Annotated in this window: 17 protein-coding genes; 7 read left to right on the forward strand and 10 right to left on the reverse strand. The window is 64.8% G+C overall.

Going from position 1 to position 15622, the window contains the following annotated elements; genetic code table 11:
• Positions 1–339 precede the first annotated feature (339 nt).
• The gene (locus FJ419_RS27595; protein ID WP_140700432.1) at positions 340–2226 is read left to right on the forward strand and encodes a DEAD/DEAH box helicase; all 1887 of its coding nucleotides are present in this window, start codon (positions 340–342) and stop codon (positions 2224–2226) included.
• A gap of 384 nt (positions 2227–2610) precedes the next feature.
• Here FJ419_RS27595 and FJ419_RS27600 read toward each other — a convergent pair whose 3' ends face one another.
• The 6 genes from FJ419_RS27600 to leuD form a co-directional block, all read right to left on the reverse strand.
• Positions 2611–3096, reverse strand: a complete 486-nt coding sequence (locus FJ419_RS27600) for a GNAT family N-acetyltransferase (protein WP_140700433.1) — start codon at positions 3094–3096, stop codon at positions 2611–2613.
• A 4-nt stretch (positions 3097–3100) separates the two neighbouring features.
• A complete protein-coding gene (leuB, locus tag FJ419_RS27605; protein WP_140700434.1) occupies positions 3101–4204 on the reverse strand; it encodes a 3-isopropylmalate dehydrogenase in 1104 nt (367 codons plus the stop codon).
• Positions 4205–4464: 260 nt separating this feature from the next.
• Complete coding sequence (locus FJ419_RS27615; RefSeq protein WP_140700459.1) at positions 4465–4815, reverse strand: VOC family protein; 351 nt, start codon at positions 4813–4815, stop codon at positions 4465–4467.
• Positions 4816–4858: 43 nt separating this feature from the next.
• Positions 4859–5242: a RidA family protein gene (locus FJ419_RS27620; protein WP_140700435.1), complete on the reverse strand. Its 384-nt coding sequence runs from the start codon at positions 5240–5242 to the stop codon at positions 4859–4861.
• A 337-nt stretch (positions 5243–5579) separates the two neighbouring features.
• Entirely contained in the window at positions 5580–6515 is a 936-nt protein-coding gene (locus FJ419_RS27625) for a hypothetical protein (RefSeq protein WP_140700436.1), read from the reverse strand.
• Positions 6516–6589: 74 nt separating this feature from the next.
• Complete coding sequence (gene leuD / locus FJ419_RS27630) at positions 6590–7195, reverse strand: 3-isopropylmalate dehydratase small subunit (RefSeq protein ID WP_040987979.1); 606 nt, start codon at positions 7193–7195, stop codon at positions 6590–6592.
• Positions 7196–7349: 154 nt separating this feature from the next.
• Between leuD and FJ419_RS27635 the strand changes: the two genes are divergently transcribed.
• From FJ419_RS27635 to FJ419_RS27650, 4 genes are all read left to right on the forward strand, one after another.
• A complete protein-coding gene (locus tag FJ419_RS27635; protein ID WP_140700437.1) occupies positions 7350–7775 on the forward strand; it encodes a GNAT family N-acetyltransferase in 426 nt (141 codons plus the stop codon).
• Positions 7776–8029: 254 nt separating this feature from the next.
• Positions 8030–8350, forward strand: a complete 321-nt coding sequence (locus FJ419_RS27640; protein ID WP_140700438.1) for a metalloregulator ArsR/SmtB family transcription factor — start codon at positions 8030–8032, stop codon at positions 8348–8350.
• Positions 8347–8796, forward strand: a complete 450-nt coding sequence (locus tag FJ419_RS27645) for an SRPBCC family protein (RefSeq protein WP_140700439.1) — start codon at positions 8347–8349, stop codon at positions 8794–8796. The genes FJ419_RS27640 and FJ419_RS27645 overlap by 4 nt, the downstream gene beginning before the upstream one ends.
• A 45-nt stretch (positions 8797–8841) precedes the next feature.
• Positions 8842–9330 carry an SRPBCC domain-containing protein gene (locus tag FJ419_RS27650; protein ID WP_140700440.1) on the forward strand — a complete coding sequence of 163 codons (489 nt, stop codon included), beginning with the start codon at positions 8842–8844 and terminating at the stop codon, positions 9328–9330.
• 216 nt (positions 9331–9546) lie between these two features.
• Here the strand turns inward: FJ419_RS27650 and FJ419_RS27655 are convergent, their stop codons facing one another.
• The 3 genes from FJ419_RS27655 to FJ419_RS27665 all read right to left on the reverse strand — a co-directional run bounded on the left by FJ419_RS27655 (position 9547) and on the right by FJ419_RS27665 (position 13047).
• Positions 9547–10713 (reverse strand): FAD-binding oxidoreductase, encoded by a 1167-nt coding sequence (locus tag FJ419_RS27655; RefSeq protein WP_140700441.1) that lies wholly within the window; start codon positions 10711–10713, stop codon positions 9547–9549.
• A gap of 76 nt (positions 10714–10789) precedes the next feature.
• A complete protein-coding gene (locus FJ419_RS27660) occupies positions 10790–12361 on the reverse strand; it encodes a HAMP domain-containing sensor histidine kinase (RefSeq protein WP_140700442.1) in 1572 nt (523 codons plus the stop codon).
• Positions 12349–13047: a response regulator transcription factor gene (locus FJ419_RS27665; RefSeq protein ID WP_140700443.1), complete on the reverse strand. Its 699-nt coding sequence runs from the start codon at positions 13045–13047 to the stop codon at positions 12349–12351. The genes FJ419_RS27660 and FJ419_RS27665 overlap by 13 nt, the downstream gene beginning before the upstream one ends.
• Positions 13048–13728: 681 nt before the next feature.
• On the opposite strand from FJ419_RS27665, the gene FJ419_RS27675 reads away from it, so the two are divergent.
• Positions 13729–14607 (forward strand): CoA ester lyase, encoded by an 879-nt coding sequence (locus FJ419_RS27675; RefSeq protein ID WP_140700444.1) that lies wholly within the window; start codon positions 13729–13731, stop codon positions 14605–14607.
• A gap of 29 nt (positions 14608–14636) precedes the next feature.
• Positions 14637–14843 (forward strand): DUF1737 domain-containing protein, encoded by a 207-nt coding sequence (locus FJ419_RS27680; protein WP_140544689.1) that lies wholly within the window; start codon positions 14637–14639, stop codon positions 14841–14843.
• 173 nt (positions 14844–15016) lie between these two features.
• Here the strand turns inward: FJ419_RS27680 and FJ419_RS27685 are convergent, their stop codons facing one another.
• Complete coding sequence (locus FJ419_RS27685; RefSeq protein WP_095769832.1) at positions 15017–15454, reverse strand: metallopeptidase family protein; 438 nt, start codon at positions 15452–15454, stop codon at positions 15017–15019.
• Positions 15455–15622: the final 168 nt, after the last annotated feature.

Consider the following 15622-nt stretch of genomic DNA (forward strand, 5'->3'; position numbering starts at 1 on the left):
TCTTGGCCAAGAATGGGGTTTTGCTTGAACGGACGGACGCGTCTGAACGCCCGGCCCAATGGTTCACATCGTGGCTGGGGGCATCGAATGCAAGAAGAGCCATTAAAAGGCCGCGCATCGAGGATGATCCCGTTCGAAGCGGGCTTTTACGCGGTTTGGCAGAAGAGTCAATCGGCGCAGCGCCTCCTTCTCCCCCTGCGGGAGAAGGGAAAGGCGCTGCCGCCTGCTCTGTACAATGGCGGCTGCAGGAAGTACGAACGGCCCAAATACCGTTGGCTGGCGCAGTGCCGGCCTTGTGCTCCATGACGAGCGCAGAACCCCGAATTCCGAAAGAAGAAAATGTCCAGTTTCGAAACGATTGTTCCTGCGCTGGCGCAAGCGCTGGAAAAACGCGGCTATGTCGCGCTGACACCGGTGCAGAAGGCGGTGCTTGGGCCGGAGCTCGGCGAAGCCGACGCGCTGGTGTCGGCGCAGACCGGCTCCGGCAAGACCGTCGCCTTCGGCCTTGCCGTGGCGCCGACCCTGCTTGGCGGCGCTCAGCGCTTTGCCGATGCCGGCGCGCCGCTCGGCCTGGTCGTGGCGCCGACGCGCGAGCTGGCGCTGCAGGTGCGGCGCGAGCTGGAATGGCTCTACGAGCTGACCGGCGCTGAGATCGCTTCCTGCGTCGGCGGCATGGACATGCGCACCGAGCGGCGCGTGCTGGAACGCGGCGCTCATATTGTCGTCGGCACGCCGGGCCGACTGCGCGACCACATCACGCGCGGCGCGCTTGACATGTCGGCGCTGAAAGCGGTGGTGCTCGATGAGGCCGACGAGATGCTCGATCTCGGCTTCCGCGAGGATCTCGAGTTCATCCTCGACGCAGCGCCCGCCGGGCGCCGCACGCTGATGTTTTCCGCCACCGTGCCGCGCTCCATCGCCACGCTGGCGAAGAGTTACCAGCGCGACGCCGTGCGCATCTCGGCCGGCGGCGGGGAAAAGCAGCATCTCGACATTGAGTACCGGGCGCTTTCCGTCGCGCCCGCCGATCGCGAGAACGCCATCATCAACGTGCTGCGCTATTACGAAGCGGGCAACGCGATGGTGTTCTGCAACACCCGCGCCGCCGTCAACCATCTTACAGCGCGCTTCAACAACCGCAATTTTGCGGTGGTGGCGCTGTCCGGCGAGCTCAGCCAGAACGAGCGCAGCCACGCCCTGCAGGCGATGCGCGACGGCCGTGCCAAAGTCTGCATCGCCACCGACGTCGCCGCGCGCGGCATCGACCTGCCCAATCTCGATCTCGTCATCCATGCCGACCTGCCGAGCAATCCGGAGACACTGCTGCATCGCAGCGGCCGCACCGGACGCGCCGGGCGCAAGGGCGTCAGCGCGCTGATCGTGCCGGGCAATGCACGCCGGCGCACCGAGCGGCTGCTCGCCAATGCCGGCCTGACCGCGGCCTGGGCGAGCCCGCCCTCGGCCGACGAGGTGCTGCGGCGCGACGACGAGCGCATCCTGGCCGATCCTTCCTTCGGCGAGCCGGTGAAGGACGAAGAGCGCGACTTCGCCACGGCGCTTCTCGAACGGCATGGCGCCGAACTGGTGGCCGCCGCTTTCGTGCGGCTTTGCCGGGCAAGCCGCTCGGCGCCTGAGGACCTGATCGATGTCGCGCCCTTCGCGCCATCAAAGGAGAAGTTCGCGCGCCGGGAAGAAATGTCGGGCCGCGGGGAAGAAACAACGGGCCGCCGTGACGATTTCGGCGACAGCGTCTGGTTCTCGCTGTCGGTCGGCCGCCGGCAGAATGCCGAGCCGCGCTGGCTGATCCCGATGCTGTGCCGCACCGCCGGCATGTCCAAGCGCGAGATCGGCGCCATCAAGATGCAGCCGGAAGAGACCTTCGTGCAGATCGCCGCAGACTGGGCCGACCGCTTCGTCGAGGCGATCGGCCCCGACCGCAAGCTGCAGGGCAACATCGCGGTCAGGCGGATCGACGGTACGCCGGACCTGTCGCGGGCCGGCTACCAGCCGCCGAGACCGGAGAAAAAGCTGCATCGCGGCAAGCGGTCTTTCGACCAGGGCGCGCCCGGATTCGAGAAGCGGCCGCCGGGTGAACGACAGCCTGCCGGGGCGCTGAACACCTGGGCGAAGAAACCCGGCAAGGCGAAATTCGACGGGCCAAAGTTCGACGGGCCGAAATCCGACCAGCCGGCAAAGCGAAAGAAGCAGAAGAAGCGGCCAGCGTAGGATCGCGACGGAACGCGGAGGCAGGCCCTCGGCGAATGCTCGGCGCTCTCTTTCGGCGGCAAATCGCAACCGTTCGAGATTGGCCGAAGCATTCCAAACTTCGTCATCCACGGGCGGAGCGGGAGCGAAGCGGACGCGCAGACCCGAGGATCCATTCCGTGACCTCGCGCGAAGAATAGGGACGACGCAGAACAGGGAGCCGTTCTGAACCGCTGCGACGCTCATAGGCCACGGAATGGGTTCTATGGTCTGCGCTGCGTCGCTTCGCTCCTTGCTCCGCGATAGAATGACGAAGGCGTGGTGGCTGCCGGCTCGCTGCGTCGGGCTGACCGGCTGGCCTGCTCTACATTGCTACGCCCGGCTTCGCGCCGACACAGGCCGGCGTCAGATTCTAGCGGCTCTGTTCAGCGCGTCGCCCGACACCCTGAGAAAAACCTTCTGGCCGTGGCGTTCTGCGCCGAGCCGGTCGTAGAAACGCAGCGCGCCTTCGTTCCAGTCTTCCGTGGTCAGATCAATGCGGCCGATGCCTTTGCCGACGCAATAGCCGGCGAGAAAGCCGACCAGCGCGCGGCCGACGCCCTTGTCTCGGGCGCTGTCGCGCACGAACAGATCCTTCAAGAACATCAGCCGTTCGAGATCAATGCCTGGGTGCGCAATGGCCACCGAGGCGAGGCCGGCCACCTCGCCATCCGCAAAGGCCAAAGCAAAATGCGGATAGGCCGAGCTTTCGTCCTCAATCCATTGCCGCGCCGTGGCCGTGGCGCGCCCGTGGTCGAGCGGCGCCTGCCGGTAATGCGCCGCCATCGCGCAAAGCACGGTGGCGAGCGCTTCGGCGTCGTCGACCCTCGCCCAGCGAATGTCGACGGTCATACGATCATCCCAGGAACTTGGCGATGATGGCGTCACCCATCTCGGTGGTGCCGACTTCCTTCATGCCGGGCGAGAAAATGTCCTTGGTGCGCAGGCCGTCGTCGAGCACGGCGGCGATCGACGCTTCGAGCTTGTCGGCCTCGGCGACCATGCCGAAGGAATAGCGCAGGCACATGGCGAAGGACGCGATCATGGCGATCGGGTTGGCGATGCCTTTGCCGGCGATGTCGGGCGCCGAGCCGTGCACCGGCTCGTAGAGCGCCTTGCGCTTCTTGGTCTTGGCATCCGGCGCGCCGAGCGATGCGGACGGCAGCATGCCGATCGAGCCGGTAAGCATGGCGGCGATGTCGGAAAGCATGTCGCCGAACAGATTGTCGGTGACGATGACGTCGAACTGCTTCGGCCAGCGCACCAGCTGCATGCCGCCGGCATCGGCCAGCATATGGTCGAGCTTGACGTCGGAATAGCGCGCCTTGTGGGTCTGCGAGACGACCTCGTTCCACAAAACGCCCGACTTCATGACGTTGCGCTTTTCCATCGAGGTGACGTGGTTCTTGCGTGTGCGCGCGAGCTCGAAGGCAACGCCCGAGATGCGCTCGATCTCGAACGTGTCGTAGACCTGGGTGTCGATGCCGCGCTTCTGGCCGTTGCCGAGATCGATGATCTGCTTCGGCTCGCCGAAATAGACGCCGCCGGTCAGCTCGCGCACGATAAGGATATCCAGGCCCTCGACCACTTCCTGCTTGAGCGAGGAGGAAGCGGCGAGAGCCGGGTAGCAGATCGCCGGCCGCAGATTGGCGAACAGCTCCATGTCCTTGCGCAACCGCAGCAGGCCGGCCTCGGGGCGCACCTCGTAAGGCACGGCGTCCCATTTCGGACCGCCGACGGCGCCGAATAGCACCGCGTCCGCTGCCATCGCCTTGGCCATGTCGGCATCCGAGATCGCGGCGCCATGCGCGTCATAGGCGCAGCCGCCGACCAGCCCCTCGTCGGTGGCAAAGCCGCTGCCCAGCCTGTCGTTCATGGCCTTGATCAGCTTCTTCACCTCGGCCATGGCCTCGGGGCCGATGCCGTCGCCGGCGAGCAGGAAGAGATTTTTCGAAGCCATGGAGAACCGTCCCAATAGTATCTGGAGAAACCGCGGCCTTGCTAAACGCCAAGTGATTGCGGCGCAAGGGGATGACTGCTGCGAAGCACCAATCGCCGCGATCCGTCGCGCCCCCCTCTGGCCTGCCGGCCATCTCAATCCTGCAACGTTGAAGATTGGCGAAAGCCGGAATGATAGCCAATCTCCCCCCAAGTGGGGGAGATGCCCGGCAGGGCAGAGGGGGGCGCTGTCCCGCCAGCGTCTCGCAAGAAACCGTGACGCTACCGATGCGACAGAATATTCACCAGCCTGCCGAACGGATCGCGCACATAGAAGCGCCGCACGCCCCAGGGCTCGTCGGCCGGGCCATATTCCACGGCGAAGCCTGCCTTCTTCATGCCCGCAAGCGCCGCATCCACATCGTCGACCTCGATCGACAGGTCCGGCACGGGCGTGCCGGATCCGCCTTGCGCCATGAAGCTCACCTGCGCCTGCATCCGTTCCTCGGACCCGTAGGTGGCGATCCAACCCAGATCCATGAGCAGATCGAGGCCGAGCACGCCCTGGTAAAAGCGCTTGGCCGCGGCAATGTCGGATGTGGCGATGTTGGCGACGATGCGCTCGACTTTCACCATAGGCTGACCCCTGCTTTGCGCGCTTCCCAGTGCCGGCAGCCTATGCCGTGCGCCTCAGCGCAGTCACCTCGATCTCGATCTTCATCTCCGGCTTGTTGAGCTGGCACACGATCATCGTCGCCGCCGGGCGGATGTCGCCGAACGCCTCGTCGAGGATCGGGAAGACGACGTCAACATAGGCCTGGTCGGTGATGTAGTAATGCGCTCGCACCACATCGGCCATGTCGAACCCGCCCCCGGCCAGCGCCTTGGCGATGGTGGCGAGGCAATTGCGCGTCTGCGCTTCGACCGTGTCGGGCATGGTCATGGTGGCATAGTCATAGCCCGTCGTGCCGGAGACGAAACACCAGTCGCCCTGCACCACCGCGCGCGAATAGCCCGCGGTCTTCTCGAAGGGGGAGCCGGTGGAGATGAGCTTGCGCATGAGGTGCCTCGTTGGGTTGTTTCGACCTGCATCTAGCAAAAGGGGTGCGGCTGGTCGTGAGCCAACGAATGCGAAGCATGTCACGAAGCAAGCGCCAACCTTGGAGATTAGCGATAGCCGTCCTCCCGTCGTCATTCCAGGGCGGAGCAAGGAGCGACGCGACGCGCGCAGACCCTGGAATCCATGCCGTTACGCCGAAGCGCCGCCAACAATGCAGAATTCTGGGCACTCGCACCCTACGGCAACGGTCACGGCATGGATTCTAGGGTCTGCGCTCCGCTTCGCTTCGCTCCGCCCTAGAATGACGAAGCCGCGGATGGTCGTTACGATACGAACCCTAATTCCCCTGCGCGTCGTCATAGGCCTTCTTGATGTCGTCCGGCCAATCCTTCACCGGCGGCCAGGCCTGCGGCTCGCCATTGTCGCCGCGGCGGGCGAAATAGACTTTTTGCTTGGCCGGGTCGAGCGCCATGAAGCCGTCATTGCCGCCGCAGTCGTGCGGCACGCAGCCGGTGGCATAGAAGGCGCCCGACGCCGTCTTTTCGGTGCCGCCGCCGACCAGAAGGCTGGTCGCCATGTCGGGCATGTCGTTGCCCAGCAACGCCTGCCCGGCCTTGTAGACGGCCTCGTTGTGGAAGGCGTCGATGATGTTGTCCAATTTCGACGGGTCGACATCCTTCCAGTCGGTGCCGGGTTCGGGCGTGTAGGTCAGGGTGCCGGAGGTCGTCAGCCCTTCCGAGGGCGACCATTGCAGCGCCGGCCGTGTCTCTCCCGGCAGCAGATAGGGCACGAAATAGATGGCGCTGTCGGAGACTGCGGCCGGCGGCGCGCCGCATTCGTCCTGCTCGACCGTAGTGGTCTGGATCTCGCCGTCCTTCGGCTTCCAGACGATGACCTTGGCCGGCCCGCACTGGTTGCCGCCGTCGCCGACATCGACCAGCGCGACGTTGACGTCGCCGATCTTGACGATCTTGTCGAAAAAGACGTCGTAATTGCTGGCCAGCTGCTTGCCGTCATAGGACAGCGCCTTCTCGCCATCCTGCTCCAGCTGCGTGATGGTGAGCTGGCCGCCCTCGAACGGGATCGGCGCCTGCTTGTCGTCATCCGACACAGCCTGGTCACTGCCCTGGTCGGCCGCGCCTTGATCGGTCGCCGGCTGGTCGGACGCGGCCGGCGCCGGCTGCGTGGCCGGCGCGGTGGTCTGCGCATGGGAGCTGACCGTGGCGAGAAGGATTGCCACCGAGGCGCCGGCGGCCAGAAGCGAGCGTGTCATGACTGTGCCTCCATTCAGCCGCCACGAACCCGGCCGCTTGCAGCCGGGTCTATCCATTCAGTGCTCAGGCCCGTTCAGGCCCAGGGGCGCTGCTCGGCATTCCTCTTCTCGAAGGACGCGATGGCGCCGGCCTTCTCCATGGTCAGCCCGATATCGTCCAGGCCGTTCAAGAGGCAATGGCGCTTGAAATCGTCGAGGTCGAATTTGACCACGCCGCCATCCGGCCCGCGGATTTCCTTGGCCTCGAGGTCGATCGACAGCGTCGCGTTGGAGCCGCGCGAGGCGTCGTCCATCAGCTTGTCGAGGTCTTCCGGGCTGACGGTGATCGGCAGGATGCCGTTCTTGAAGCAGTTGTTGTAGAAGATGTCGGCGAAAGAGGTCGAGATCACGCAGCGTATGCCGAAATCGAGCAGCGCCCAGGGCGCATGCTCGCGGCTCGAGCCGCAGCCGAAATTGTCGCCGGCGACCAGGATCTGCGCCTTGCGGTAGGCCGGCTTGTTGAGCACGAAATCCGGATTCTCCGAGCCGTCCTCATTGTAGCGCATCTCGGCGAACAGGCCGGTGCCTAGCCCGGTGCGCTTGATCGTCTTGAGATAATCCTTGGGGATGATCATGTCGGTGTCGACATTGACGATCGGCATGGGCGCGGCGACGCCGGTGAGCTTGGTGAATTTATCCATGATCTTGCCCGTCTTTCCTTGGTGGCAGGGGCACGGTTTACACAAAGCGCCGGGCAAATGAAAGTCAGGTATTGGCGGTTGGGTTCGGGCCATTGAACACAAGATCGGGACCAATGGCTTTCAAAACGCGGATGGCTGAGGCAATTTGGCGGGGATGGTTGAGCCCACCGAAATCCTGTACGCCAGCGAGCCCGCTCTCGATGTCGCCGAATTCCGCCGTGTGCTGGTCGAATCCGGCCTCGGTGCAACACGGCCCGTCGACGACGAAGCGCGCCTGAAGACAATGCTCGGCAATGCCAATCTGGTGCTGACAGCGCGGCTCGATATCGAGGGCAAGCCGCTGGTCGGCGTCGCGCGCGGCATCACCGATTTTTCCTGGGTTTGCTACATCTCCGAGCTCGCCGTATCCGCCTCGGCACAGGGTCTCGGCGTCGGCAGGGGCTTGATGGATGAGGCCCGCCGCCAGCTCGGGCCATCGGTCGCCATCGGCCTGATCTCGGTGCCCGACGCCATCGGCTTCTACGAACGCATCGGCATGACGCGCATGACCGACGCTTTCTGGTTCTCCCGCAAGCGCTGACCTGAACCGCCACCGATATCGGGAGCCGACTTCTGCCTGGAACCGGCGAGCCAGATCGACCCTGGCTCCCTTCCTCTCCCTCCGGAGGGGGAGAGGTGGCGCTGCGAAGCAGCGACGGAGTGGGGGAAGGCGCTGCTCAAAAGCGAAGCCACCTCAAGGCACAATCCGGCAAGAAACTTAGGCAGGCAGTCATCAGGCGGCAGAATATTTTTGCCACCGCTTGACATGCAACCAAATGGTTGCATATTAAGGCCATGAGCATGGATGCCGTCTTTCGCGCTTTGGCCGACCCAACCCGCCGGCAATTGCTGGACAGCCTCCATGCCCGGAACGGGCAGACGCTGAATGCGCTCTGCGAGCACATGGCGATGACGCGCCAGGCGGTGACCAAGCACCTGGCGATCCTCGAGGAGGCGAACCTCGTCACCACCATGCGGCGGGGCCGCGAGAAGGAGCACTACCTCAACCCCGTTCCGATCAACGAGATCGCCGAGCGCTGGATCGGCAAGTTCGAGCGGGGGCGGCTTGCCGCTCTCAGCGACCTGAAGCAACGCCTTGAAAGGGAAGAGCCGTGAGCGAGAACAGTTTCGTCTATGTCACCTACATCCGCACCACGCCTGAAAAACTCTGGCAGGCGCTGACCGATCCGGAATTCAACCGGCAGTTCTTCCTCAGCTCCCATCAGGAGAGCGACTGGAAGGTCGGCTCGAGCTGGAAGCTGGTCTTCCCAGACGGGCGCGTCGCCGATTCCGGTGAGATCCTCGAGATCGATCCGCCCAAGCGCCTGGTGATCAAATGGCGCAACGAATGGATGCCCGAGGTGAAGGAGGACGGCTACACGCGCTGCACTTTCATCATCGAGCCCGACGGCGAATTGATGAAGCTTGCCGTCACCCACGAGGCCGACGGCCCGCACAAGCTGATCCAGAACGTCTCCAAGGGCTGGCCGCTGGTGCTGGCGAGCCTCAAGAGCCTGCTCGAGACCGGCAAGGGTTTCGAGCACCCGCCGTCGAAAGAGTAAAGGTTCGTTTCGGACACGAGACAATTTTCGGCAGAGGTGGATTCGATGCTTCAATTATCCTTGCCGCAAGCCATGGCGAATGCGGACACGGTCATGGCCTCGGCCGAGCTTCCCGCCTCGCCGGACGAGGTTGGCGCGGCGCTGACAACCAGCGAGGTCGAGCGCTGGTGGGGTTCGCCCGAAACGTACCGCATGACCGGCTGGAACGCCGATCTGCGCGTCGGCGGAAGCTGGCGTGTCACGGTGCGAACCGCCGACGGCAGGCGCCTGCCCGCCGGCGGAGAGTTTCTCGAAATCGAGATGCCGCGCCGGATCGTGCAGACGCGGCACTACGACTGGGATCATCCGGCGCTCGGCCGGCGCGAAACGACCCTCGCCTATCTGCTGGAGCCGATCGCCGGCGGCACGCGGCTCATCATCTGCCACGGCGGCTTCGCAGGTTTCCCGGACGCCGCGGCGGAACATGCCGAGGGGTGGGCGCGGGTGCTTGGGTGGCTGCAGGGATATTTTAGTGACGGACTACAGGCGGCTTAAGTAAGAAACGCCGCGTTCCTTCGCGCCCCCCTCTGCCCTGCCGGGCATCTCCCCCACGAGGGGGGAGATTGGCAGTTCGGGCGCCCCGCTCATCCCGGCAAAGTTGGCGATTGGCGAAAGCCACGGTGACATCTGATCTCCCCCCTTGTGGGGGAGATGTCCGGCAGGACAGAGGGGGGCGCTGTCCCGCCAGCGTCGAAGAGAAATTTCGCAGCGCTAGATCACATTCAGCTCCCTGAACGCCCTTCCTTCAGCCACCCGCTCATACCCGAGTGCCCTGCAATCCACCGTCCGATACCCGCCATGCACGATGAGTTCGGCGATCGACTTCCCCACCGCCGGTGCCTGCTGCAGGCCGTGGCCGGAGAAGCCGTTGGCGAACAGGAAGTTTTCGACCTCCGGATGCGGGCCGATCACCGCGTTCTGGTCGAGCGTGTTGTAGTCGTAATGCCCGACCCAGGCGCGCGTCGGCTTGATCGCCTCGAAGACCGGGATGCGGGTGGCTAGGACCGGCCAGATCACCTCTTCGAACAGCGGCCACTCGACGTCGAAATCCGTCGGATCGGGCGCATGATCGCCTTCCTCCGGCTCGGCGCCGCCGGTGATGTAGACCGAGCCTTCGGGCCGCACATAGATGCCGGACGGATCGACCAGCAGCGGCATGTCGGCGAACTTGTCGCGCGCTTCGAAGACGAAGACGTTGCGCTTGCGCGGCTCGACCGGCAGCGCCAGCCCGGCAAAAGCCGCGACCTTGCCGGCATTCGGCCCGGCCGCGTTGACGACAATGCCGGCTTCGAGCGTCTCGCCATTGTCGAGGCTTACGCTGGTGACGCGGTTGCCGTCACGCGCGATGCCGGTGACGGAGGCGGTGATGAGATCGATCTTCTTGTCGCGCAGCGCCTTGCGGAACAGCATCAGCATCGCATGCGCGTCGAACCAGCCCTCGCCGCTGCGGCCAAAGGCGCCAGCGGCAATGCCTTCGGTCGACAGCCACGGGAAATGCTGCGCCAGCTGCCCGGCATCCTCGAGCAGTATGTCGGCGCCCTCGGCGACCTGCGTCTCGTGATTGGCCTTGAGGATCGGCAGCCCGGCCTCCCCGGCGAGGATGAGATAGCCGCCCTCGCGAAAGCCGATATCGGCGTCGGCCCCGAAGGTTTCCTTCAGCCGCCGGAACAGTTTCAGCGTGAACTGCGACAGGCGGATGTTTTCAGGGATCGAGAATTGCTGGCGGATCGAGGCGCAGGACAAGGTCGTCGCCGCATGCGAGAATTGCGGATCGCGCTCGATCAGCGCGATGGAACCGGTAAAGCCCTCCTCGCGCAAATAGTAGGCGACCGAGGACCCGACGATGGCTCCGCCGATGATGACGATGTCGTAGCGCACGCTTTCGGCTCTCCAGTTCTAGGGCATGATCCTGCGACGCAGGCACCGGTTTTTTCGGACAGGATCACGCTTGAATTCAAACGACCGGCAAATCGATCTCGAAGCGCGTGCCGCGCTCGGAGTCAACCAGCCTGATCGTGCCATCATGCGCTTTCAGGAGGGCCAGCACGATGCCGAGCCCCATGCCGGTGCCGCCGGACTCGCGCCGCGTTGTGAAGAAGGGCTCGAAGATCCTGGCGCGGTTGGCGGCCGAGATCCCGTCGCCGTCGTCGCCGATCTGGACCGACGCGCGCTCGCCGGCGGCTGAAGCATGGATCGCCACCTGTCGGGCGCCATGCCTTGCCGAATTGTCGATGAGATTGGCGAGCACGATGCCGAGATTCTCGGCCGAGATGCCGAGCCTGATATCGCCGCCGCCATCAAGCCGCGCTTCCAGCCTTGTGTCGACCGGCAAGGATGCCAACGCAGCATGAAGCGTCGTGCTTTCGCCGCTCGGTTCCAGATTTTCAGCGCGCGCCAGGTCAAGCAGCCGGCGCACCAGGAGATTGAGCCGCCCGGCGTCGGTGACGATGTTGTTGGAGAAACGCTTGCGCTCGGCCTCGTCCATCGCGCCGCCGGAATCCCTCAGCAGCTCCGCCGCGCCCTGGATCGCCGTCAGCGGCGATTTCAGCTCATGCGAGACATGGGTGGCGAAGGTCTGGATGCTGTCGGAGCGCGCCTGCAGTTTTTGCGCCATGTCGAGGAACGCCGCCGACAGCGCCGCCATCTCGCGCGTGCCGTGATGGGCGAGCGGCCTGATCGCCTCGCGGTCGCCGGCGGCGATGCGCTTCGTCCGCTCGATCAGCGCGTAGATCGGCCGGCTGACGGTGCGGATGAACACCAGCGCGATCAACAGCGTGCCGCCGAGGATGGCGATCGCCGCCAACGTCACCTTGCCGCGCTCGCCATAGAGGTGCTTGACGATGTTGTTCGGCGTTCGCGACAGATAGACGACGCCCGCGACCCGGCCGTCGAGCTCGACCGGCAGGGCGACGAAGACGCGCACCCTGGTGCCGCGGCTCACCGAGTAGAGCGGCGGCGGCGGCTGGTCGGGAATGCGCAGCCTGAGCGCGCTGGCATAGGCGCCTGAAAGCGCTGTCCGCACCTCTTCGATCTCGCCGAGCGACCGGCCGACCTCGTCGCCGCCGGCGATCACCACGCCGCGCGGGTCGAGCAGCCGGAAGCCGGCAAGCGTCGTTTTCTGCGTCTCGTCGAGGATGCCGTCGAGCCGCGCGCCTATTGCCGCGAAGGCCGGATCGGCGGTGGCGGGAAGCGCCGCCGGGCGCGTCGGCATGACATCGTCGGAGGCAAGGTCGAGGCGCGGCTCGATCGGATCATAGGGATAGCTGTTGTCCCTTGCCGGATCGGCCGAGATCGGCGACCCCAGCTTTTCCTGGGGAATGCCGGCAGCGCGCACCTCCCGGGCATAGACGGCGGCGGCGACCGCGCCTTGCGCGATGAGCTCGCCCTCGGTCTGGCGGATCAGCTGGTTCTCGTAGAGCCGGAAGAAGAACAGCCCGACCAGCGGCAGCGCCATCACCAGGATGAGAATGACGACAACGACGGTGGCAAGCCTGGGCCGCCACTTCTCCTTGCTCAACCACCGCATCGGCCGAGCCGGAAGCCGACGCCGTGCACCGTGGCGATCGCATCGAGACAGCCGACCGCCGCGAGCTTGGCCCGCACGTTGCGGATATGGCTGTCGACCGTGCGCTCCGAGACATGGATGTTCGAGGCATAGGCATTGGCCATCACCGCGTCGCGGCCAAGCACATGCTGCGGGCGGGCGAGGAAGCCCTTCAGGATCGCGAACTCGATCGCCGTCAAGGTGAGCGGCTTGCCTTCGAAGCTGGCTTCATGGCTTGACGGGACGAGCATGAGCTTGCCATGCGTGAATTGACGGTCGTCGGCTTCTTCTTCGACCGGCGCCGGACGCGCGCGCCGCAGGATGACGTTGACGCGGGCGACCAGCTCGCGCGGGCTGAACGGTTTCGTCACATAATCGTCGCCGCCCATCTCCAGCCCGAGCACCCGGTCGATCTCCTCGTCGCGCGCGGACAAAAACAGCACCGGTACATCGGACTTTTGCCGCAGCCTGCGGCAGACCTCCAGACCGTCCATCTCCGGCATGCCGATATCGAGCACGATGAGGTCGGGCGCGCGGCGCTCGACCGCTTGCAGCGCGGCGGCGCCGTCGGCGACGGCGGCCGTCTTCATGCCGGCCTTTTCCAGCGCGAAGCAGATGATCTCGCGGATATGCGGGTCGTCGTCGGCGACGAGAATGTTGTGCGGCATGAAATCAGCGGCCCGGCGCGTAAGGTGACGGCAGGATTAGAGCAATTCCAGGCAAAAGTGCGAAATTGTTTTCGGTCCGGAGCTGCATCGGGACAAGGAGATGAATCGACAAAGGCTTCGGGGCATTTGCGCATGCCTGGGCAGAGCCCATGGCAAGTTGACAAAGAGCGTCATCGCCGGGCCGTCCTCGGAATGTCCGCTCCCACCATGTGGAGCGACCTCGGAGCGAAAAGCAGGATGCCTGCCTCATGGCATGGCCTTTGCGGCTCGACGAGCCACCAGCCTTCATTGCGGAGCCGGCGCGGCAGCGACCAGCGGGATTTATGAGGTGTTCGCATGGCGGCCTTCTCGCCGACTGGCGCGGTAACGGCGCGGCGGAATCCCGGAGCTTTTCAGCAAGGGTTTGCAGATTTGGTGCAGGGGCAATCGCCAGATATTGGCGCTGCCCCTCACCTGCCTGCCGGCATCCTCTCCCCGTATAGTGACGGGGAGAGGGAAGCTCCCGCCGCCGATTTGCCCAATCGTCAACGTTGCAAGAAGAGCGGCGAGGCTGCGGCCAGCCCCTTCTCCCCGTCACTATACGGGGAGAAGTGCCCGGCAGGGCGATGAGGGGCAGCGCCGGCATTTCGGCAGATAGCCTGCGTACTTGCTTCGCTTGAACTCACCCGGCAAAGATCGGCCATGGCTCAAGAACCCTACCGCCCGCGCCGTTCGGTGCTTTACATTCCCGCCTCGAACGACAAGGCGCTCGCCAAAATCGGCTCCCTGGCCTGCGACGCCGTCATCATCGATCTTGAGGATGCCGTCCTGCCCGCCGGCAAAAAAGCGGCGCGCGACAAGGTCGCAGGCATTCTCGCCGGGCACGAGAAAAGCTGCGAGATGGTGGTGCGCATCAATCCTTTGGCCAGCGAATGGGGCGCCCACGACCTGCTGGCAGTGGCCAAGGCCGAGCCCGACGGCATTCTTCTGCCCAAGGTCGCCACGCCGCGCGACATCCTCGAGGCCGGCGACCTGCTCGACGACAATTTCGCGCCGGACAGCGTGAAACTATGGGCGATGGTCGAGACGCCCAAGGCGCTGCTCAACATCGGCGCCATCGCCGAACTCGGCCGCGATCCGGCCTCGAGGCTGGCTTGTTTCGTGACCGGAACGAACGACCTGATGAAGGCGACCGGCATCCTGGCGACGTCCGACCGGCGCTATCTGATGCCGTGGCTGATGCAGCTGGTGCTCGCGGCACGGGCCGGCGGCCTCGACGTCATCGACGGCGTCGCCAATGATTTTCGCGATCTCGACGCTTTTGCCGGCGAATGCGCCGACGGGGCGGCTATGGGCTTTGACGGCAAGTCGCTGATCCATCCCGCCCAGATCGAGCCGGCGAACCGCGCCTTTTCGCCGTCGCCCGAGAGGCTGGCTGCGGCCCGTGCGATCAAGGATGCGTTCGCGCGGCCCGAGAATGCCGGCAAGGGGGTGATTGCGATGGACGGCCGCATGGTCGAACGGCTGCATCTGGCGGAAGCCGAGAAACTTCTGGCGAAGGCCGCGATCATCGGCGCATGATGCGCCGGTATTCAAGATAGGCTTGATAAATGAAACTCTACCGCTTTCTGTCCGGTCCGGACGATTCAACCTTCTGCCACAAGGTGACGGCGGCCCTGAACAAGGGCTGGCACCTGTTCGGCTCGCCGACCTATGCCTTTGACAAGAAAACCAAGTCGATGCGTTGCGGCCAGGCCGTGGTGAAGGATGTCGAAGGCCAGGACTACGGCCCGGACACCAAGCTCAGCGACTGGTAGGAAAAGCGCCCCTCACCCAGCCTCCGCTTCGCTCGGCTGACCTCTCCCCGAGGGGAGAGGAGACTTTCGGCGCCGGCGCCAATCTCTTCTCCCCGGCGGGGAGAAGGTGGCCGCGAAGCGGTCGGATGAGGGGGAGTCGCTGCGAAGAACGATGCGGATGACGAGGTGCGCCCTCACCCCGCCGCCGCCTGCTCCGCCGCCTCCTCGATCCGCTCCATATCGTCGTCCGACAGGCCGAAATGGTGGCCGATCTCATGGATCAGCACATGGGTGACGATGTCGCCCATCGTTTCTTCATTCTCGGCCCAGTAGTCGAGGATGGCGCGGCGGTAGAGCGTGATGCGGTTCGGACCTTCGCCGGTCTGCGGGTTCCAGCGCTCGGCGATGCCGCGCCCCTCGAACAGGCCGAGCAGGTCGAAGGGCGTCTCCAGCGACAGATCGTCCATGATCTCGTCGGTCGGGAACTCGGCGATCTGGATGATGATCTCGCCGGTGAGCTTGCGGAACTCGTCCGGCAGATGGGCATAGGCCTCCAGCGCCAGAAGCTCCATCTCGTCCATCGACGGCGAGAGCTGGTCGTGCCAGGTGCGGGTCTTGTAGATGCGGGCCATGGAATGTCCTTTAATCCCGGCATATAGGCTTTCACGCCGATTGAGGCAAATGGACCGGCTGGGGTGTTCGCTTTCAGGTAAAAGACGAAGGAATAAATTCCTTGTGACTCTGCTTGACTCTTCCGGGCGCCTCTGGAATCTATAGGAACATAACAGGAACAATTGCTG

The organism is Mesorhizobium sp. B2-6-2 (assembly GCF_006440615.1).
GTDB lineage: Bacteria > Pseudomonadota > Alphaproteobacteria > Rhizobiales > Rhizobiaceae > Mesorhizobium.